Origin of the sequence: Paenibacillus sp. EC2-1 (genome assembly GCF_049311625.1) — a bacterium.
Classification (GTDB): Bacteria; Bacillota; Bacilli; order Paenibacillales; family Paenibacillaceae; genus Paenibacillus_AQ.
Genome location: NZ_CP186006.1, coordinates 3,287,931 through 3,308,721 on the forward strand (window position 1 = coordinate 3,287,931; position 20,791 = coordinate 3,308,721).

Below are 20,791 nucleotides of genomic sequence, written 5' to 3' on the forward strand. Positions count from 1 at the left end.
TATTATTACGTTCGTTTCATTGAGTTATACCCGCGTTCACCATAAGACTGCAGTTCAGAAATCCAGAATTCCTCTCTCTTATTCACTGCATCTTTTACATTATAAAACGGATCTTTTTGGGGCTCGATGATCTCTAGAATTTCAAATTCAAAAGAATCTTCACCATATTCATTCCACTCTTGCTGCAATACTTTATTGATACTCGTTCCCATTTGAAGTTCAAAGCGTTTACCGTTCATCGTCTTTAGATTAGGTGTTCCTACAACAAGAACTTTACCATTCTTCACATTTCTTATCTGATAAATACCTGCTTCAATCTTGATCTCCTTGTACTTTTGAACTAATTCAGTTCTCCGATTCATCATTCTGTTTCCTCCCTATTCCTAAAGTTACGATATTAGCCAGTACTTACTTCCGTCTGGTTCCCGGTCAATAAATCCATACTCAATTAAGAACCTTCTAACCGTAACATAATCATCATAGACACCTTTTAATATTTCGTTAACCTCAGCCTCAGTATAGATCTGCCCCGATTGAAATCTCGTCGATATTTCGCGGAGAACAACATATCTCTGTTTCTCTTTCAAATTGAATTTGAGTAATTTCCCGTTCGTGCCAGAAGGAAAAAGCTTATTCAGAATAGCTATTCGTTCTTCTTCGGTAACATTGTATCTGTCATCAATCATTTTGGCGGTTTTGTGCAAAGGTACAAAGGAAGGAGCATGCTCGTCTTTTTCCTTCAAAAGTTCCATCATCGTTAACAGAACCTTCGCTTGCCTCTCTTTCTCCTTCAAAGCAAATCGATGATTCCGTATCGTGGATGCACTTCCAATGCCCATTTCTTGTTGGACCTCTGTATCGCTCTTACCCTGATAGAACAATTGCAATAACCTGCTCTGATGCTCTGTAAGGCCCGTCAACTTCTTATCTAGCCCCGCTAAATATTGAAACACGGAACCATGCTCACGCTCTACATGTAAGGCAATATAACGTTTAGGCTCATATAGTAAGTCGTTATTAGGATAAATGATTCCCTTCTCTATTCCTCTTCCACATATTAAGCAAACAAAGCCCTGTACCTCTTCAACAAATCCCTGCTTCAACTCTTCAATAGAAGCATTCCAAAAGCGCTCATGAAGTTCCATGTTGTTAACACCCTCTCCTTCATTTATATAGACATAATAATAATCTGTCTATAAAATGTCAAACCTATATCTTCAGTAATAACCCTACCGAATAGAAGAATTATCCTTTAAAGGCCTCAATTAACCTGCTAGAATAGAGAAGTTGCTGGTGTAAAGGAGGTCTCTCGCGTGCGAATCATACAACAGTCGGCAAAAGAATGGAAAGATTGGCCACGGAACATCAAACTTTTTTTCTTGGCTAATGTGCTATACCAGATTGGAACAGGGATGTTTAGTGTTCTATACAATCTATACATAAAAGGTTTGGGCTATCCGGATGCCATGAATGGAACCGTCGTAAGTGTCCAGTCGTTGGCGACTGCACTTCTATTTATTCCAATCGGCTTTTTAGGTGATCGAGGTAGCCGCAAAAAAATTCTCGTGGTAGGCGCATTACTGAGTGGTATTGGACTTATGGCCCGCTCCATGCTGGAATCAGAGTTTAGTATGCTTGGCCTTGCAATATTCACTGGTATTTTCTCGTCCTTCTTTCAGGTGTTAGCGATTCCATTTCTGGCTGAGAACACGAAAAAAACGTATCGAATGCGAATTTTCAGCCTGCATGCTTCACTTGTTCTAGCTGCTCAAGTTCTTGGGGGCATGGGCGGCGGATTTCTAGCTGACTTCATTCAAATATTCGGTATCGAACAAGTGTTGAGTTTAAAAATCGTGTTAATGATCGGCGGAGCTTGTACTTTCTCAGCTTTTATTCCCTTGTTATTCACCAACGATTCTAAAATACAAGAAACCGTTATGCCTGAACCATCTAACATTTCAGAGCGTATAAAGACGTCTACCACCAAATCTGATTTCAAAATCATTGGTCAATTTGCCGTAGCACAGCTCCTAATTGGATTAGGTTCCGGTTTAGTTGTTCCCTATCTCAACCTTTATTTCACGAATCGTTTCTCGGTATCATTATCTGCAGTAGGTATCTTAATCTCACTTGGACAAGTTATGACGATCGTATCCATGTTGATCGGCCCTTTCCTTGTTAATAAGGTCGGAGCGGTACGTGCTGTCGTTAGCTTTCAGATTTTGTCGTTACCATTTTTATTACTGACAGGCTTTACGAATATTTTCGGTGTTGCTGCCATCGGCTTCTTATTCCGTCAAGCACTAATGAATGCGGCTAATCCGATTCAATCTTCGATTCTGATCGATCGAATCCCTGACCACCGCCGAGGCATAGCGAACTCATTCACTCAAACGGCCTTTATGCTTGGGTGGGCCACAATGGGCCCTGTACAAGCAATGCTAGTCACCACTTACGGGAATTACTGGGGGTACGCAATTACATTTTGTATTACAGGCACTCTCTATGTCGCTTCCTCCCTACTTTACTTCTGGATGTTCCGGGAACGGAACAAACAGATGGATAACTCGTTATCAACTACAGCTCTATAAGTCAGTAAATAGGAAAAGCGGAGTGGTCCAAGCCACTCCGCTTTTTTTAGATTAATCAACCACGCTCTCTATTCCGCTTAGTTATCTCATGGTATACACCGGACGCGAGGGTCCTGGTTCAGCCTGAATCCACCCTATACCTAACAGTACGATCAGGATAACTATTACTGCAGGAATAACGAGACGCCAACTCCTAATCAGCACTAGAAGTGCAGGATAGGCATATGACAGTATTAATGAAGCAATCATTGAACTAAAGAGATTTATGCTCAAAGGCATCATTATAAACAAGATATAGAAGAATGAAGTAAAAATGAGTATAGGTATGACCCACGTTAAAAGAAGGACAATGGGATGGTGTAATGTATGAGAAGGATCTTTGGAACGAACAACACACACAATTGCGATGGTATGAGAAAACAGTGGAATCGCAAATAAATAGCTTGCACCAGGCAGCATCCAAGTCGATAGAATGAGCAGCAAAAGGAATAGCAACATGCCACTAACCATCATCTCGATAACACGAACTTGCTTTTGCACCAACTTAAAAATCAACACATTTACGATGAGCGCTAACAGTAAAAAGCAAATACTGTACAGCATTGCATCATATGTAGCCCCCGATCGCATGGTCATCCGTTCAGCCCATCCATTATTTACTAACTGCCATAACCCATATGAAATGCCGCAGGATAGTAACATCGCCGTAATCGTCATGATTATGCCGAGCGTTATGCCCTTCCAACGGATTAGGGATCTCCGACTTAAGATCATGATCAATGCTAGCAAACAAGCTGCAAATATAATACTTATTACGGTGGCCCACGAAGCAGGGTATTGAATAAATAAACCTAATAAATTGAAATAGACATGATCTCCTGATTCCAGATTGGACAAGTCCATATTACCAAAATGCTGTGCAACAGATAGTGCATTCTCTCCTTGGTGCTGCATTGTATTTAGAGAAACATTATCGACATTGTCCATCGGTGTGTGGTATGCTGTCCAGCCATCCCCGTAAGCAAAATTCAATCCAGGTAAACCATAAGCTAAGGCTACGGTTAAATCGGTATCATTCGGCAGTTTTTTGTAAAGATCTGCAAGAAGAGAATTACTTACTGGATTCCGAACGGCTTTTGCAAATTCCTTAACTAAGCGGCCATTCCCTTCACTCGTCTGAAACATAATGTATGCACCCTTTGAACCTCTTGCTTCAAAATTAGCCACCATACCTACGGCCCCACGATGTATCGGATCTCGAAAAAACGCCTGTGCTCCCAGTAGCCCCTTCTCCTCCCCATCTGTTAACAAGAACCAGATGTCGTTCTGAAGCTGTGGTCCTGCCCTCAAAGCCCTGACCGTCTCAAGAAGTGCTGCAACACTTACCGTAGCATCATTTGCCCCTGGACCTGATGACACCGAATCATAATGAGACATTAGTAGTAGTGGTTTCCCACTCCCCGATCCTTTCAATACCCCCAAAATGTTCGTCAGCTCAACATTGCCTTCAAAATAATCTGTTTTTATATGATCCTTAGACTCCTGAAGCTCCGGATTCAAACCCATTTGCTCCATTTCACTCATGATATAACCTCTAACTTCTTCAATCGCTAGTGACCCGTTCGGATGTGGTTTCTGTGCCATTTGAATGACATGATGCATTGCTCGTTCTGAGGAAAAGTATAATTCCGATACATTCTCACCTTTCGTCTGAGGTGGTTTTTCCGACCATAACACCATTAATACAGCTAATACTAATGTTCCTGCGATAAGCATTGTTTGAACATAGGGCCGGACTTTTCGTGTCAGATTACTCGTGACGATATCCATCCTTCGCATCCACATCCTTAGGTAATAATTATATTCAGCACAACAAGGTAACTAATTGTTATCGCAATGTAAACTTTCAGTTTACATTCAGTTGTTCTTAAGAAAGGAATCAGGAAGGACTGTTAGTATAAATCCCATAGAAATCACCGTAGTTCAATGCTGATTGAACAACAGTGTAACCAATTTAGAAAGTAAAGGGGTGAAAACATGAATACGAAACTGAAATATCGACATGAGCTTAAGTTTTTTGTGAACCAACATCAATATCAGATTATTGCTAAACGACTGAGAAACTTGGTGTCTTATGATCAACACGCTAACCCATCTGGAGAATATCATATTCGCAGCTTATATTTTGATGACATCAATAACAAGGCACTTCACGAAAAACTTGGCGGAATCAGGGATCGAGTGAAATATAGAATTCGGATCTACAATGTTGAGGATACAACCATTCATTTTGAGAAGAAGATTAAATTCAAAGATTTCATAGCTAAAGTTAAGGAGCCTTTAACTAGAGAACTGACCGAAGAGATCATGGCTGGACACTTTGAAGGATTAAATAATCCGGACAAACCACTCTTTATGGAGCTTTATCATGAAATGAAACATAATCTTCTACGTCCAAAGGTCATTGTAGATTATGTCCGTGAACCTTATATTTGTCATCACGGAAATGTTAGGATCACATTCGATAAAGAACTCCGCAGCGGACTTCATTCTATTGATTTATTTAATAAGAATCTGAACCCCATTCGGGCGATTGATGAGAATCTTATTATTATGGAAGTCAAATACGATGAATATTTACCTGAATCCATTAAAGCAGCACTCCAGTTAGAGGGTCTAAACAGACAATCCGCCAGCAAATATGTCATGTGCAGAAAGTTTTTGAAATATAACACTTGGGAGGACTATTAAAAGAAATGAACACCACAACGACTGAAACAACCACTAATTTTTCTGATGTCATAAAAAAATCCGTCATGGAGAATTTCGTATCTGACATTAGTCTATCTAAAATGTTAATCACACTAGGTATCGCATTTATCATTGGATTATTTATCTACTTCCTATATAGACGTGTATTCAGTGGGGTCCTATACTCCAAAAGCTTTAATGTTTCGTTAATTGGAATGACGATGATCACAGCGATGGTTATTATCGCTATCAATTCTAACCTAGTACTATCGCTCGGTATGGTCGGTGCATTATCCATCGTTCGCTTCAGAACTCCGATCAAAGATCCTACAGATCTCATTTTCTTGTTCTGGGCTGCAGTCGCAGGTATTGTAACAGGCGCAGGATTCTATACGCTTGCTGCCGTAGGTTCTATTATTATTGGATTAATTCTGTTCTTCTTCATTAAGAAAGCATCTGTAGAAACCCCTTATCTACTTGTTATTAACTGCGATGGTGATTCCAGTGAACAAGAAGTTCATAAACAAATTAGCAAAATCGTCAAACGATACAATGTGAAACAGAAAACCGTTACACGCGGTAACATTGAAATCACGCTCGAAGTTCGTCTACAAGATGAGGAAGGTCGTTTTGTAAATCAAATTTCTGAACTGGGCGGTGTTAAGAATGCCGTACTAATCAGTTACAGCGGCGATTATGTATCATAAGACAGGCGGTGTCAGGAACATGAAATCTAATTTCAAACCCATTCTCATGGGCTTCTGTTGCCTACTTCTGCTCTTTAGTATTACGGGCTGTACTACTCTGACAAATCGTATTTCAGACACGGCAGAAACAAGCACAAGCACTGTAAATTCAAGTACTGATATGAATGGGAAAAAGGCTACTCTCAATGACATTTTCCCAAAAGATAAAGTCATTGATGTGAAAATAACGATCGATGAGGCAGATTTTCAAGATATGCTGGATAACGCCAGCAAAGAGGAATATAAGGAAGCATCCGTTAACTATAATGGATACCAGTTTGATCATGTAGGCATTCGGACCAAGGGTAACTTAAGTCTTAGAAGTGTAGTGAGTTCGGACTCGGATCGATACAGCTTCAAGTTATCTTTTGATGAGTATATAAACCAGCAATTAGGTGGTATCAGTAAAATAAATCTAAACAACAATTATAGCGATGCCTCCTATATGCGTGAATTCTTGACTTACGAACTGGCTGAATCCGTGGGGCTTCCAACACCTGGGTTCTCATACGTGAATGTTTATGTGAATGATGAGTTATGGGGCTTTTACCTAGCTATTGAACAAGTAGATGACGCATACCTCAACCGTAACTTCGGCAATGCTACAGGTGCCTTGTACAAAGGAGAAATGACAGGTTCAGGAAGTGACTTAACTTGGCTCGGAGATGACCTAGACTCTTATACAGGATTAGCAATGAAATCAGAGAAATCAAACGACGATATCCTGATTGATATGCTGGATGAACTAAATAATGGTTCCGATTATGAGAAGGTACTGAACGTCGAAAATATGCTTAAATATATCGCACTTAATGTGGCAGCCTCCAACATGGACAGCTATCTCGGATCCAATAAACAAAACTATTATTTATATGAAGATGATGGCATCTTTAACATTCTTCCATGGGATTATAATATGGCTTTTGGAGGATTCGGAGGTAGCAATATACTTATCGACGAGCCAACACAAGGCGCTGTTGCGGAACGTCCACTTGTAGCTAAATTGCTAGCAGTCGATGAGTACAAAGAACAGTATCATCAGATACTAAGCGAAATGATTAACGGTTATCTGAAAGAAGAGAATATTACAGCAAGAATTCAGGAATTACAAGAATTAATCTCTACTCATGTGAAGAACGATCCAAGACCATTCTATTCGTATGAACAATATGAACAAGCGATCCCTTCTCTTACGTCTTTCATTTCAAGTAGTAATGAGAGCATCTCGAAACAACTAGATGGGACGAGCCCTTCTTCAGGAGACGGAAGTGGAAGCGGAGGAGGAATGGGTGGTCCTGGCGGTGGTGGTGATCGCGGCATGGGACGAGAAATGAGACAAAATAGCACGAATACTGGAGACAACAATTCGAATACAGGCAATGTCGTAGATCAAATTCAATCACCTATGAATAATGGAGACACTGAGGCTAACGGGCAGGCCACACCGCCTTCCCCACCAGACGACATGCAAACAAACGCTGCTGTTGGTGTTCCTGGTGATGCTCCTACTAATGTTCCTGCAGGTAATCCACTTGGTAATGACACTATGCCTAATACTACCACGGGTGATCCAAACGAAACTTCTAGCAATGGTGCACCACAGATGCCGTCTACGACCACTCAAACCGAGTCGGAATCGTCTCAGAATGGGCAGCAGAACAATCGCCCCGATCTTAATGGCGGTGCTGGGATGAACCCAGGACAAATGGATGGAAAAATGCCAGAAGGAGGGTTTGGTGGTGGCGGCTTCCGGCCAGATGGCTTCGGCCGCGATGGGGTTAACGAGCAAGGAAGCAGTCGTGAAGCCCTCTATACAGGAGTTGCTCTAATATTACTTATATTATCCTCACTATTCGTGACCTTGTATAAGCGTAAACGATTGTAAAATAACCATAAAAAAAGAACAATTCTCCACTCTTGGAGGATTGTTCTTTTTTACCCTAACCATGAAAGAATAGCAGGTGTTACGATCAAAATAATCCCTAAAGATATAAAGCTACTCGTTACCTTTCCGGATAACTTTCGCTGGGTTTCAGCGGAGCGATACCATCCGTGAAATTGCAATTTATTGCGGTACAGAACAAGAAACAATAACACATTCCCACCGAGCAATATCATTCCATAGTAGTCATGCCACGTCATCATTGATGATAAAATCCTCTTTTCCACTTCTCCAAGCACAGCAACGATAACCATCAACATAATCATCATTCTTATCACTTCGATTAATGCGGTCCAAAGTTTGGTCATGGTTTGTAAATACTCCTTACTATCCATAGTTGTATCTATTATATACCAAACAATGGAAAATTTAAAATAATAGAAAAAGTGTTACAACTATTCAGGTGTAAGGTCTGTACTTTTCTGAGACGTATTTGTGCCTCTGAGAATAATTGCTTCTATTTTCTTACTGATCCAGAGAAGTACAATAACCGCAGCAACTACCCCCAACAGCAGCAATGGCTGATTGATAAATTCCATAAAGTTAGCACCTACAAAAGATACACAGAACACCATAATTCCCTTGCCTAATGTAACAGCTAGCAAGTAGGAACGAATATGCATCCTTGCAATTCCTGCAGCCATATTCACGGCCACAAATGGACCAACTGGAAGAATCCCCAGCAGAAATACATAACTAAATCCGTTTCGTTGAATCCATCTCATACCACGTTGTACCTTAGGTTTTGCTGCCCATTTATCCAGATATCGCGATCCAGATATTTTGCGAACGACCAGAAACGTAAGCAGACAACCACTCACAAGACCAATCCAAGAATATATAAACCCGGGCCAGAAACCATATACAGCCGCATTCACTCCAACAATAAGTACTGTCGGTAGCGGTGGAACAAATGACTTCATAAATGTTAGGAGGATCCCAGGAATAGGTCCAAGAGACCTGAATTTCTCAAGAAACAAGCTTAAATTTTCTTCTGTGAACAGAGCCATAATGTCTTGTACACTATCCAATCTATTTCCACCTACTTTATTAAACAATTAGATATCTTAAGTGTAACGGATAAATGGTGAACAATCACTATGATTTTATAAACTATAACGGGCTTTATTGGTTATTCATTAAAGACTTAATTTGATTCATATGGTGCTGATCATGCCAAATGAAATCACGAATAAATACAGGCACTTGAAATGGGTGCTCATCTGCATCTACATATTCCTTAGTATATTCCTCTTCAGATAGGCCCTTGATGCAGTCAATGATGTTTTGACGATAAGCCAGGGTTTGTTCTATCAATTCCTGAATAGACATTGTTCGACCATAAGTCTTAGCCCTTTCATTGAAAGAATCATAATCCAGATGCTTAACCGTCAGTTCTTCTTTACGGCTTATTTTCAGGATAGCCCCTTCTAGGAAATACTCGTCCCATTTCATGATGTGACTCACTACATCGCGAACTAACCATTTCCCTTCCCCCATCGATTGATTCCAGAGCGTTTCATCCTGTTCTTTCAACACCCTAACATAGTCAATCCACTCTGAATACTGCTCTAACAGTTGTTCTTTCTCGTTCATGGCAAGAGTACCTCTTTCTATATTATTTATCACATAAGTTCTGAGTCGGTCATCAGACCATTCTGATAACATGTTCCACACTCATGTGCATGTAACCATTCTGCAACGCAGTTGGTACGGGCTGTGCAATATTTCGAAGAGATTTCCTTGAGTTGAGGTTTATCCCCTCTACTTCCCCGTCCATGTAGTTCTTACATACCCGAGTTTCATCCCGGTCCTCTCCATATTTCGATGGCTTTGTGATAGAAATGAACACTGACTTACCGCCAGCCGACATTTCTCTTCGATTGCTTTAGCCAGTCGTCTTCTAAGAAGCGCTTGCTGCAAGCCTTTGGATCTGTGATCAGGTATAGTTGCTGCAAAGGTCAGGGATGCAATTCCATTCTTTATGTACATAACACCTACGGCGGCTGGCTTATGTTCAACATAAGCCATAAAAAAAGTCCAACCAGGACGTGCATAAAGCACTTCATTATTTCTAGCGACTGGGTCTATGCCTTGCGGTGGTAACCCTGTCCCCTCGCAGTGGACAGCTGCATACTTCTCGAACTCATCACACTTAATCGGTTGTATCTCTATACTGTGCTCTTCTTCTGGAATACCCAATTCCAGCTCCATATACATGGATGTATGGAACCCAGCATGATACAATCCTTTCTCTGACAAGACCTCTAGTAGTCCTTGATCCACCATAGATGGAACGATTTCAATCTGAATTTTACGGCCTTTTGATTGGTAGAATCGAATCATATCATCGATGTATGGGATATCTGTGGATCGTATTCCTTTCACTGTGTTAAAAGAAGGCCACGGCATGTTCTTACTGTATAAACATATCGCACTCCCTATATGCTCAATCTCTATTCCTTCCGGGTTCCCTCCTCGCTCCTTGATAGCCAGCATTCGGTCAGTCATATAATCCATTTCAGAAGTCTCTATATCAAGAATCAGGGACTCCGATAGAAGTGAGGGTTTCCTCATACAAACGCTCCCTTTCCTTCAACTTACATTATTTCCTATTATTATAGAACTTACGTTCCTATCTTACAAGAGTAAATTCCATATGATTCCAAACATAACCTTGTGCTAAAATCAAACAAGCGACTCACGGATTATGCTCCCGAGTCGCTTGTTCTGATACTATTATAAAGTGTAATAATTACGATTTTGACGGGATATCACAAGAACCATCGGTGCATGCTCCCGCGCTGTTGTCATCCTCATTTACTAGAACCAATGGCTTTTCTTCACCATACGCTTTTTGCAGCGCATCCATAAACACCTCTTCTGGTTGAGCACCAGACACCGCATATTTACCACCCAATACGAAGAATGGAACCCCCCTTACACCGATTCGCTGAGCTGCTTCTTCATCTGCACGAACTTCAGATGTGAATGTATCACTATTCAGAACAGAAGCTGCCTCATCGCGTGATAGACCAATTTCTGCGGCCAGATCAGCAAGTAGCTCTTTATCCTCCAGATTCCGTGTCTCCGTGAAATAAGCCAAGAAGAGACGCTCTGTCATTTCTTTCATCTTGTCATGCTGAGAAGCAAAGTGCACAAGACGATGAGCATCAAAAGAGTTCGCTGGAATGATTTTGTCCAAATGATATGTAAGACCTAATTGAGCCGCTTGCTGCGTAATATTACGGTTAGAAGCCTCTGCCTGCTCAATACTCATTCCATACTTACTCGCCAATAGTTCAGTCATGGATACACCTGGTTTATAAGATGCATTAGGGTCCAATTCAAAGCTACGGTACACCACTTCAACGTCTTCTTTATTCGGAAAATGGTTTAAAACCGCCTCAAAACGGCGCTTACCAATATAACAAAACGGACACATAAAGTCCGACCAGATCTCAACTTTCATTTAGCTAAACCCCCTATGGTATTTGAATTGACTTACTTATTGTAACCTACATTCGAAATTTCTTCAAGCTAATAAGTAAGCCTTTCTATAATTTATTAGTAATCATTCGGTATTAAAGCTTCTCTCGCTTCAACTAACCAGGGATGAACCACCTTCATGTTTTCCCTATTTTTCCACACATGTTCCAAGTATACCTGTGCTGCATTATCTAATGATTGTTCAACACTGATTCTCATTTCTTTAATATAAGGAGCTGCGTCTGTATGATCCCAGCTCAGCTTATCAGCTACAAATAACACTTTATCCATTGTAGTCATATTCTGCTTTAATGTGGTATGACATTCGATCGCATTGATTAGCTCCGGCTCTGTAAGACCGAATACTTTAATGGTCATATCTTTAGATAACTTCTGATGTAATATATAAGGAAATATCTTCTCCTCATCTATAACAGGAATATCTAGCTTTCCACACAATCGTACTTTCTCCTCATTCGGCACTACTGTTCCTATGTCATGTAGCCAACCAGCTTGCTCCGCGATTACAGGATCAACACGATTGGCTTGAGCAAGCTTTTTTGCTTCTTCCGCTACCTTTTTACAGTGCTCCCATGTATCTAAGCTATCATGACGAACATAGAATTTCTCCAAGTAATAATACAATCCTTCACTATCATTATACGTCTCAAAATAAGGTACTAATGCTTCATGATTCATCTTATCGTCTCCTCAGTCAACATTCATTGTAATATTACCTTTCATCATCACCGTAACGGCATTCAAATCGGAAAAAGTATATGTCGGTTGTATGGTGTCATGCTTCGCTTTCCGAGTTCGATTAAGCCACACGGCATCTATACCACACTGCATTGCACCCCAAGCGTCATTGTTAATGGAATCTCCGATATGCAGTACCTCACTCGGCTGTAGACCAGCTTTGCGTAATCCCTCTAAGAACATCTCTTGACGTGGCTTGTAGGATTGTACATCTTCACTTGAGATGACACCATCTACCTTTAAGCCATGATATTCAATTGCATTGCTGACATCCTCCGTATCAATATTTGACAGAATGTACAGAGGAACCTGACCGTTCCACTCTTCAAGAAATGGCTTCGTATCCTCGAAAATAACAGGCTTTTTCCAATTTTCAAATTGCAGCTGAATCAGTGTTTCCGCATCTGCATCCGATTGGAACTCCCGAATTGTCTCTGCAAGAGAGTCTACACCGATTTGTCGTTGCGGTCTAAAGGAGGGTCCATAACACGAATCCGATCGTCGCAGGAAAGCTTTCCACCAATATCCACCAATATCTCGAATCGAATATGCTGCACTCGAACTTGAACTTGTACGTACCCGTTCACAGATTAATGGCAGAATTTCATCATCTTCATGAACCAAGGTCCCATAAAAATCAATAAAAATAGCTTTATATTTCTTCATCATATCCTCCTGTTGTCACATGCCTCGACTTTTCATTTCAATCCACCGCAGAAGCATGTTCATTCCTTTTCTCGGACCTGTTGCTCCGTTCATGATGATATCTGCAAACCATTTCGTAGGTTCTACGTATTGGTCATGTCGATACCGGACTAAATCCAAATATTCGGCAACCGTATCATCATATGTATATCCTTTTTCAAGAAACCACTTCATGCGCCGCAAGGACCGTTCATCTGCTTGGCAGTCGATATATACCTTTAAGTCTAGTGTGTTTCTAAGCTCTGGAAAATGAAATAACAAAAATCCTTCGATGATAATCACATCAAAATTTTGCCCTTGAACAGCCGCGAAATAATCTTGAAGAATTCTGTGTACATCTACTGCATCCGGATGATTAAAATCCTCATATTCTTTATCCGTGAAGGAAGCACGAGATTGAGGTCTCACCTCTTTATAATAATGATCCATATGAAATATTTTGACTACTAGGGGTTGAAGTTGCTCTTCAAGTTGTAGGCTAAGCCTTGTCTTTCCACTACCAGATCCACCTGCTATACCAATCGTCTGAACGTGATTACGTCTCATGGGCTACCACAATAACATGCCTTCAACATATTTCCTCCATTCATAACGGAATTCTATAGAAGATTTTATCACCAGATATCACAGATCAACCTTCCATAATTATACATGGGTAAGCGAATGGATGATACCACTCGAAAAAAGCGAGTAGGCTAACCCTTAAAGGTCTAGCCACTCGCTTACATTTTTTCTTAATTCTTATTAAACAATGAATTTACTATGATTGATCCGTTCCTTCTTGATCTTCTTGAACTTCTTGATCTTCTTGACCATTCTCCGGCTCGCGAATCCAGCTTCGAATCATAGACAACAGTTGTTTACTATTCACTGGTTTTGTAATGTAATCAGATGCTCCTGCTTCCAGACACTCCTCACGGTCGCCTTTCATTGCCTTCGCTGTCAGAGCAATAATTGGCAGATCGCTGAATTGCGGTTGCTGGCGAATTGCGCGAGTCGTCTCATAACCATCCATGACCGGCATCATGATATCCATGAGGATCATATCTACATCCGGTGTCTGATTTAATATATTTAGAGCTTCATGGCCGTTCTCAGCAGGAATCACTTTCATATTGTGACGTTCAAGTATAGTCGTTAGCGCAAAAATATTTCGTATATCATCATCAACCACTAACACCTTCTTGTATTTAATCATCTCGTCAGATTGATGAAGTTTTACGAGTGTCTCCCTTGGACCCTCGGGGAGATTTTCCGACTTCCGGTGTAAATATAATGCTGTTTCATCCAGAATTTGAATCGGTGACTTCACTTCTTTTATCACTGCATATTTAGAAAGTTCCTCGAGTTCTTCCTCTTCTTCGGCACTCCACTTCTTACTGCGATTCAACACAATTGGCAGGTGTTTATGCTTCGCCGTCTTCTGAATTGTCTTGAGGAAAGTGAAGACGCGACCTCCTCTTATATCGTTATCAAGCATCATACAATCGAATTCTAGCGTCTCAAGCTGATCTAGCGCCTCTTCGGCTGATGATGCAGACGTTATATGGATATCGGTGTTATCGATCATCTCCACAATTTCCTGACGCCTTGCTTCATCGCTCACAATAAGAAGGAGTTGATGTATTGATTTCTGTGCATAATCTTTTAAACGATCAATCGCATTCTCAAGGTCTTCATTCGAGACTGGTTTGCACACATAATCAAACACGCCTTTCTGTTTCAATACAACCTCATCTTCTTCAATTGTAATGACGCATACCGGGATATGACGCACACTAAGATCGTTTTTTAATTGTTCGATGACAATCCAGCCATCCATGTCTGCTAGACGAAGATCTAGAGTTATTGCATCAGGCTTATATTGGCGAACCAGTTCGAGTGCATTAGATCCCATTGAAGTAATGATTGCTTTAATACCTTTTTTGTGCAAAACATCTAGCAAAATCTCATTAAAGGCCAGATCATCCTCAATGATCATAAAGACCTGATCACCTGGCTGAATGTGATTCCGATCGTCCACGATACTCTTAGGTGATGTTCTTGTGAAGGAGCGCGTTCGAAGCGGAGGTGTAACATCTATCACCTCAGGTTCGTACTTAGGCTTCGGTTCTGGTCCAGATAGCTCTTGATCAAGCGGTAGATACAATATGAAAGTACTTCCTTTACCCTCAACGCTGAATAAAGATATTTCACCACCTAAAAGTGCAGCAATCTCACGAGAAATCGCAAGACCTAACCCTGTTCCACCATATAATCGGTTCGTACTGCCATCAGCTTGCTGAAATGCTTCGAATATAATCTGCTGCTTATCTTCAGGAATACCAATTCCCGTATCATTTACAACGAAACTGAGAACCGTCTTCGCATGATTGAGGAACTCATTATCTCGGCTCCAGCCATCCACAGCAGGTGCAATATACAGAGAGACTTCTCCATCTTCTGTGAACTTAAAAGCGTTAGAGAGAAGGTTCTTCACAATTTGCTGAAGTCGTTTAAAATCCGTAAGGATTATCTCCGGAACTCCAGATGCGATCTTGATGTTATAGTCGATATGTTTATCTTCAGCGATATGCCTAAAACTACGGTCCAAACCGTCGACCAACTCGCTGATCTTAACCTCATTATAATCCGGCGTAACTGTACCAGATTCGATTTTAGATAAATCTAATATATCGTTAATTAAATTCAATAACTCAATGCCAGAATCCTGAATTGTTTTGGCGAATTTCACTTGGTTGGAGGTTAAATTCGCATCCGGATTCTCAGCCAACTGCTCGGCAAGTAGTAATAATGAATTCAGTGGTGTTCGCAATTCATGAGACATGTTTGCCAAGAACTCTGATTTATACTTTGAAGTCAAGGCGAGCTGTTCTGCTTTTTCTTCCAGAAAACGCTTTGCCAGTTCAATCTCGTCATTCTTACTCTCAACCTCAGCCTTTTGAATAACAAGCAGCTTTGCTTTATCTTCCAGTTCCTCATTCGTATGTTGAAGCTCTTGCTGCTGATATTGAAGCTCTTCCGTTAAGGATTGGGATTGGATTAATAATTCTTCCGTTCTACGGTTTACTTGCATGGTATTAATGACAATTCCAATCGATTCAGTCAGCTGATCAAGAAATGCCAGATCAATTTCATTAAACAGACGGAAAGAAGCAAGTTCAAGTACAGCAAGCACCTGATCTTCAAAAATAATCGGAAGAAGCACAATGTTCAGTGGCGTCGCTTCTCCAAGCCCTGACGATATGACAACATAATCGGATGGTACATTGGTAAGCAGAATACGCTGCTTCTCAACAAGACACTGTCCTACTAAGCCTTCTCCCGCACGGAACTCATTCGAAAGATGTTTACGCTGCTGATAACCATAACTTGAGAATAATCTTAGAAGCGGAGTACCATTCACATCTTCATTAAGATAAAACACGCCATGCTGAGCAGATACGAGTGGAGCAAGTTCAGACAATATCATACGACTGACCGCACTTAGATCCCGCTGGCCTTGAAGCATCCGAGAAAACTTCGCAAGATTCGTCTTGAGCCAATCCTGCTCGGTATTAATACGCGTGGTTTCTTTAAGGTTGCGAATCATCTCATTCACATTATCTTTCAGCGCAGCTACTTCACCAGCCGCAGCAACATCAATTGAACGAGACAAATCACCTTTTGTTACAGCTATAGCAACATTCGTAATCGCACGTACCTGTGTTGTCAGTGTGCTCGCCATATAGTTAACGTTGTAAGTAAGGTCACGCCAGGTGCCAGCTGCCCCGGGTACATTAGCTTGACCTCCAAGCTTCCCTTCAGCTCCCACCTCACGCGCAACGGTCGTTACTTGGTCGGCAAACGTTGCAAGGGTATCAATCATATTATTAATGGTGTCCGTTAATTCCGCTATCTCACCTTCAGCATCCACATTCAGCTTCTGCTTCAAGTTACCATTCGCTACTGCGGTTACGACTTTCGCAATACCCCGAACCTGATCTGTCAGATTGGAACCCATTGTATTCACATTATCGGTCAGATCTTTCCAGATGCCGCCGACACCATGAACCGTCGCTTGTCCACCTAACTTTCCATCGGTGCCCACTTCACGAGCGACCCGAGTGACCTCAGAAGCGAAGGAGTTAAGTTGATCCACCATCGTATTAATCGTATTTTTCAGCTCTAGTAGTTCACCTTTTACATCAACCGTGATTTTCTTAGACAAGTCACCATTCGCTACAGCTGTTGTTACTCCGGCTATGTTCCGCATCTGAATAGTCAGATTACTCGCCATAAAGTTAACGTTGTCGGTCAGATCTTTCCATGTTCCAGATACGTCTTTCACATCGGCTTGTGATCCAAGCTTCCCTTCCGTCCCAACTTCACGAGCAACACGCGTAACCTCTGATGCGAATGTACTAAGCTGATCTACCATCGTGTTTATGGTGTTCTTCAACTCTAAGATCTCACCTTGTACATCCGCTGTGATTTTCTTCGATAAATCCCCTTTTGCAACGGCTGTCGTGACCTCTGCGATATTACGCACCTGGTTCGTGAGGTTGCTGGCCATATCATTAACGCTTTCTGTGAGATCTCGCCAGGTTCCTGCAACTCCGGTGACCTCAGCTTGACCACCTAATATCCCTTCGGTCCCTACCTCGCGTGCCATCCGTGTAACTTCAGAAGCAAATGTACTAAGCTGATCCACCATCGTGTTTATGGTGTTCTTCAGCTCTAAGATTTCACCTTGTACATCCGCTGTAATCTTCTTCGACAGATCTCCATTAGCAACTGCGGTTGTAACCACGGCTATATTTCGAACCTGTTCGGTCAAATTACTAGCCATATCATTAACGCTCTCTGTCAGATCACGCCAAGTTCCAGATACACCTTTTACATTGGCTTGTCCACCTAGCTTACCTTCCGTACCTACCTCACGCGCCATACGCGTTACCTCTGATGCAAATGTGCTGAGCTGCTCGACCATCGTATTGATCGTATCTTTCAACTCCAAAATCTCGCCTTTGGCATTGACCGTAATCTGTTTCGATAGATCCCCTTTGGCGACCGCAGTTGTAACAGCGGCAATATTACGAACCTGATCAGTTAGATTATTCGCCATGTTATTGACACTATCCGTTAGGTCTTTCCATGTTCCAGATACACCCTTTACATCGGCTTGGCCACCAAGTATCCCTTCAGTACCTACTTCGCGGGCTACACGGTTTACTTCTGATGCAAATGTGCTTAATTGAGTTACCATCTGATTTATGTTATTGGCGGTTCGAAGGAATTCACCTGTAAGCGGGCGGCCTTCGATCTCCATCTCGACCTTTTGTGATAAATTACCTTGGGCTACTGCATTAATAACTCGAACCATTTCATTCGTAGGCTGGATAAGATTCGTTACAAGCCCGTTTAAGGACTCTACCATTGTCCCCCATGAACCACCATTATTCTTATGTATAAATCGACGATGAAGTTTACCATCTTCGCCAACCACCTTGGCTACCGTCTGTACTTCGGTCACCAAGCTTTCCTGCATATCCATAATCTCATTAAAAGAATCCGCAACTTTACCTGCTACACCCGTCCACTCATAAGGCATTCTATGGGAGAAATCGCCTTTCTTCAATGCCATTAAAGCGTTTAACAACAAACCTACGTCCAATTGATCTTGAGAAGCATCTTGGATCTGTTTTTGATCAGACATGGGCATATTCCTTTCATGTTTAAGATGATGGAATGAATACTATATATGAAAACAGACGACCGTTAAGCCGTCTGTTATTTGAATTTGCGCCAATCCATTCCACTGTTCTCCAGCAGATGTTCAAAATCATTATCCAATCTTTTTTGTTCTGCTTTTCTTGCTTCTTCCCGCTTCAGACGCTCTTCCTCAACTCTTTTAGCCTCGTCAGCTTTGAGTGAATCAGATTGGGCCTTCAGACGCTCAATAACCTGTGGATTCAGCAAATCTTTGAGTGTAGCAGGCTTATCTATGTGTTCATTCATACGGGGAGCTTGAGTTCTACCCTTTTTCTTCGCCATACTCTTATCACCTCGGTTCTTCTATATTATAACATCATCAATCTGTCACAGCATCCAGGCCATATGGATCAGACTTAAACAAAAGCATAACTAACATAAACCATAATCAATAACCCTATGATGAATGAATAGGTTGAAGGTCGCTCATAACCATGCCCATGACTTTCAGGAATTAGTTCTTTATAAACGATAAACATCATCGCACCCGCTGCAAAAGCTAGACCATAGCCAATTAATGATTCGATATAACTAGCTGTAAAATAGCCCACTACAGCTGAAATAAGCTCCATCATTCCAGTCAAGAAGACGATCATAAACGCTTTGAACTTATTTACACGAGAATTAATTAGGAATACGGCCAAGATCAATCCTTCAGGCATATTCTGAGCACCAATGGATATGGCCACCATAGGACCAAGTCCTACATTCTCACTCGCATAACTAAATCCAGTGCTTAATCCTTCCGGAATGTTATGAATGAACAAAGCGATAATAACAAGTAGCGATTTAGAATCAAAGGATCCGATCTTCGATTGGTTCTCCACATCGATATGTGGGATATTCTTCTCAATCAGATCCAGAACTACAATACCAAGCAGAAGTCCAACCGTGAGTGAGATAATTCCACCTTCCTGAAGTGCTTGCGGCATGAGTCCAAACGTGGAGGCCGAGACCATAATACCAGCTGTGAAAGCAATTAGTATATCTTTCCACTTCTCAGACAAAGTCTTTACAAATAATAAAGGTACAGCACCGAATACCGTTGCCATCGCGGAGATAAAGCTACCCCATAGTGCCGATTCCATATCTCGTATTCTCCTTTAAGTTATCAACTCAGCAGAATGCTTAGTACTGTTATTATATAAACATCGTTTTAGGAAAATGAACATGGGAAGAGATACCAAAATCAGAAATATCCGCCCCAATTGGAGCGGATATCGCTGTCAAATGATAGTATCTTTGTTCTTGCCCTTTATTATTCTTCGCCGTATATCCTTAAGCTTTTGATACTTCATATAACCTAGACTAAAGTCTAGGTTGACTTTCACCTAGAGACGGAAGACACGACTTCCTCCGCATGGTATTCTTTAGCATATTAGTACATAGGAAAGGGGCACGTTTAAATTTATGAAACGAACCATTTTCGCGCCGCTACTTATCTTGCTTGGTGTCTATTTGTTATTGAATCAAGGAGGATCTATCGGTGCAGGAACGATTTTTTCAACTTTCTGGCCAACACTCTTCGTCATTCCACTTGGCTTGTTCTTCCACTGGATGTACTTCTCTATGGTGGGACGCAAAGGAATCGGGCTCCTGATTCCAGGCGGAATATTGCTCATGGCAGGGATCACCAGCCAGTTCGCGATCTTGTTAGATAGCTGGGAGACCATGTGGCCTGGCTATATCCTTGCGGTTGCTACAGGACTCTTCGAGTTTTACTGGTTCGGTTCCCGCAATAAGTGGATGCTCATCCCAATCAATATTTTGTGTGTACTATCACTTTTATTCTTTGTTGTCTTCTCCATCGGACCCGTTCTTAACTACTTATCTTTTGTCCAGCCTTTAATTGCTGTCTTGCTTGTTCTAGGCGGTGTATGGCTCATTGTAAAACGTAAGACAACCTAAACAAAAAAGGAACGATCTAAGTAAATTACTTAGATCGTTCCTTTGTGCTGCATTATGAGGGCGATCGATGGGACTTGAACCCACGAATGCCGGAGCCACAGACCGGTGCGTTAACCCCTTCGCCACGACCGCCATATCCATCAGCG

19 protein-coding genes and 1 tRNA gene are annotated in these 20,791 nt (G+C 41.5%); 5 read left to right on the plus strand and 15 right to left on the minus strand.

Annotation, left to right across the window (positions count from 1 at the left end):
* Window positions 1-5: 5 nt before the first annotated feature.
* Window positions 6-362: a GIY-YIG nuclease family protein gene (locus ACK8P5_RS15265; protein ID WP_422661485.1), complete on the minus strand. Its 357-nt coding sequence runs from the start codon at window positions 360-362 to the stop codon at window positions 6-8.
* A 27-nt stretch (window positions 363-389) separates the two neighbouring features.
* A complete protein-coding gene (locus ACK8P5_RS15270; RefSeq protein WP_422657123.1) occupies window positions 390-1,145 on the minus strand; it encodes a DUF2087 domain-containing protein in 756 nt (251 codons plus the stop codon).
* Window positions 1,146-1,313: 168 nt separating this feature from the next.
* On the opposite strand from ACK8P5_RS15270, the gene ACK8P5_RS15275 reads away from it, so the two are divergent.
* On the plus strand, window positions 1,314-2,591 hold the full coding sequence (locus ACK8P5_RS15275; protein ID WP_422657124.1) for an MFS transporter: 1,278 nt from the start codon (window positions 1,314-1,316) through the stop codon (window positions 2,589-2,591).
* Between the two features lie 81 nt (window positions 2,592-2,672).
* Here the strand turns inward: ACK8P5_RS15275 and ACK8P5_RS15280 are convergent, their stop codons facing one another.
* Window positions 2,673-4,421, minus strand: a complete 1,749-nt coding sequence (locus ACK8P5_RS15280; RefSeq protein WP_422657125.1) for a M28 family peptidase — start codon at window positions 4,419-4,421, stop codon at window positions 2,673-2,675.
* Window positions 4,422-4,628: 207 nt separating this feature from the next.
* Here ACK8P5_RS15280 and ACK8P5_RS15285 point away from each other — a divergent pair, with 207 nt between their 5' ends.
* The 3 genes from ACK8P5_RS15285 to ACK8P5_RS15295 are packed head-to-tail and all read left to right on the plus strand — an operon-like array spanning window position 4,629 to window position 7,973.
* Window positions 4,629-5,342: a polyphosphate polymerase domain-containing protein gene (locus ACK8P5_RS15285; protein ID WP_422657126.1), complete on the plus strand. Its 714-nt coding sequence runs from the start codon at window positions 4,629-4,631 to the stop codon at window positions 5,340-5,342.
* A gap of 5 nt (window positions 5,343-5,347) precedes the next feature.
* Window positions 5,348-6,049, plus strand: coding sequence for a DUF4956 domain-containing protein (locus ACK8P5_RS15290; protein ID WP_422657127.1), 702 nt, complete (start codon window positions 5,348-5,350; stop codon window positions 6,047-6,049).
* Window positions 6,050-6,068: 19 nt separating this feature from the next.
* Window positions 6,069-7,973 (plus strand): CotH kinase family protein, encoded by a 1,905-nt coding sequence (locus ACK8P5_RS15295; RefSeq protein WP_422657128.1) that lies wholly within the window; start codon window positions 6,069-6,071, stop codon window positions 7,971-7,973.
* 50 nt (window positions 7,974-8,023) lie between these two features.
* Here the strand turns inward: ACK8P5_RS15295 and ACK8P5_RS15300 are convergent, their stop codons facing one another.
* The 11 genes from ACK8P5_RS15300 to ACK8P5_RS15350 all read right to left on the minus strand — a co-directional run bounded on the left by ACK8P5_RS15300 (window position 8,024) and on the right by ACK8P5_RS15350 (window position 19,825).
* Window positions 8,024-8,338: a hypothetical protein gene (locus tag ACK8P5_RS15300; protein ID WP_422657129.1), complete on the minus strand. Its 315-nt coding sequence runs from the start codon at window positions 8,336-8,338 to the stop codon at window positions 8,024-8,026.
* Between the two features lie 87 nt (window positions 8,339-8,425).
* Window positions 8,426-9,040 (minus strand): TVP38/TMEM64 family protein, encoded by a 615-nt coding sequence (locus tag ACK8P5_RS15305; protein ID WP_422661486.1) that lies wholly within the window; start codon window positions 9,038-9,040, stop codon window positions 8,426-8,428.
* Window positions 9,041-9,155: 115 nt separating this feature from the next.
* The gene (locus ACK8P5_RS15310) at window positions 9,156-9,626 is read right to left on the minus strand and encodes a DinB family protein (protein ID WP_422657130.1); all 471 of its coding nucleotides are present in this window, start codon (window positions 9,624-9,626) and stop codon (window positions 9,156-9,158) included.
* A 168-nt stretch (window positions 9,627-9,794) separates the two neighbouring features.
* Window positions 9,795-10,607: a GNAT family N-acetyltransferase gene (locus ACK8P5_RS15315; protein ID WP_422657131.1), complete on the minus strand. Its 813-nt coding sequence runs from the start codon at window positions 10,605-10,607 to the stop codon at window positions 9,795-9,797.
* A gap of 178 nt (window positions 10,608-10,785) precedes the next feature.
* Window positions 10,786-11,502: a DsbA family oxidoreductase gene (locus ACK8P5_RS15320; protein ID WP_422657132.1), complete on the minus strand. Its 717-nt coding sequence runs from the start codon at window positions 11,500-11,502 to the stop codon at window positions 10,786-10,788.
* Window positions 11,503-11,597: 95 nt separating this feature from the next.
* Window positions 11,598-12,218, minus strand: a complete 621-nt coding sequence (yqeK, locus tag ACK8P5_RS15325) for a bis(5'-nucleosyl)-tetraphosphatase (symmetrical) YqeK (protein ID WP_422657133.1) — start codon at window positions 12,216-12,218, stop codon at window positions 11,598-11,600.
* A 12-nt stretch (window positions 12,219-12,230) separates the two neighbouring features.
* Window positions 12,231-12,944 carry an HAD family hydrolase gene (locus ACK8P5_RS15330; protein WP_422657134.1) on the minus strand — a complete coding sequence of 238 codons (714 nt, stop codon included), beginning with the start codon at window positions 12,942-12,944 and terminating at the stop codon, window positions 12,231-12,233.
* Between the two features lie 15 nt (window positions 12,945-12,959).
* Window positions 12,960-13,529, minus strand: coding sequence for an AAA family ATPase (locus tag ACK8P5_RS15335; RefSeq protein WP_422657135.1), 570 nt, complete (start codon window positions 13,527-13,529; stop codon window positions 12,960-12,962).
* A gap of 214 nt (window positions 13,530-13,743) precedes the next feature.
* Window positions 13,744-18,681, minus strand: coding sequence for a HAMP domain-containing protein (locus ACK8P5_RS15340; protein ID WP_422657136.1), 4,938 nt, complete (start codon window positions 18,679-18,681; stop codon window positions 13,744-13,746).
* Between the two features lie 74 nt (window positions 18,682-18,755).
* The gene (locus tag ACK8P5_RS15345) at window positions 18,756-19,019 is read right to left on the minus strand and encodes a YqkE family protein (RefSeq protein WP_422657137.1); all 264 of its coding nucleotides are present in this window, start codon (window positions 19,017-19,019) and stop codon (window positions 18,756-18,758) included.
* A gap of 74 nt (window positions 19,020-19,093) precedes the next feature.
* Entirely contained in the window at window positions 19,094-19,825 is a 732-nt protein-coding gene (locus ACK8P5_RS15350; protein WP_422657138.1) for a ZIP family metal transporter, read from the minus strand.
* A gap of 322 nt (window positions 19,826-20,147) precedes the next feature.
* Between ACK8P5_RS15350 and ACK8P5_RS15355 the strand changes: the two genes are divergently transcribed.
* A complete protein-coding gene (locus ACK8P5_RS15355) occupies window positions 20,148-20,645 on the plus strand; it encodes a hypothetical protein (RefSeq protein WP_422657139.1) in 498 nt (165 codons plus the stop codon).
* Window positions 20,646-20,704: 59 nt separating this feature from the next.
* On the opposite strand, the gene ACK8P5_RS15360 is transcribed toward ACK8P5_RS15355, so the two are convergent.
* A tRNA-His gene (locus ACK8P5_RS15360) sits at window positions 20,705-20,777 on the minus strand.
* Between the last annotated feature and the right edge of the window lie 14 nt (window positions 20,778-20,791).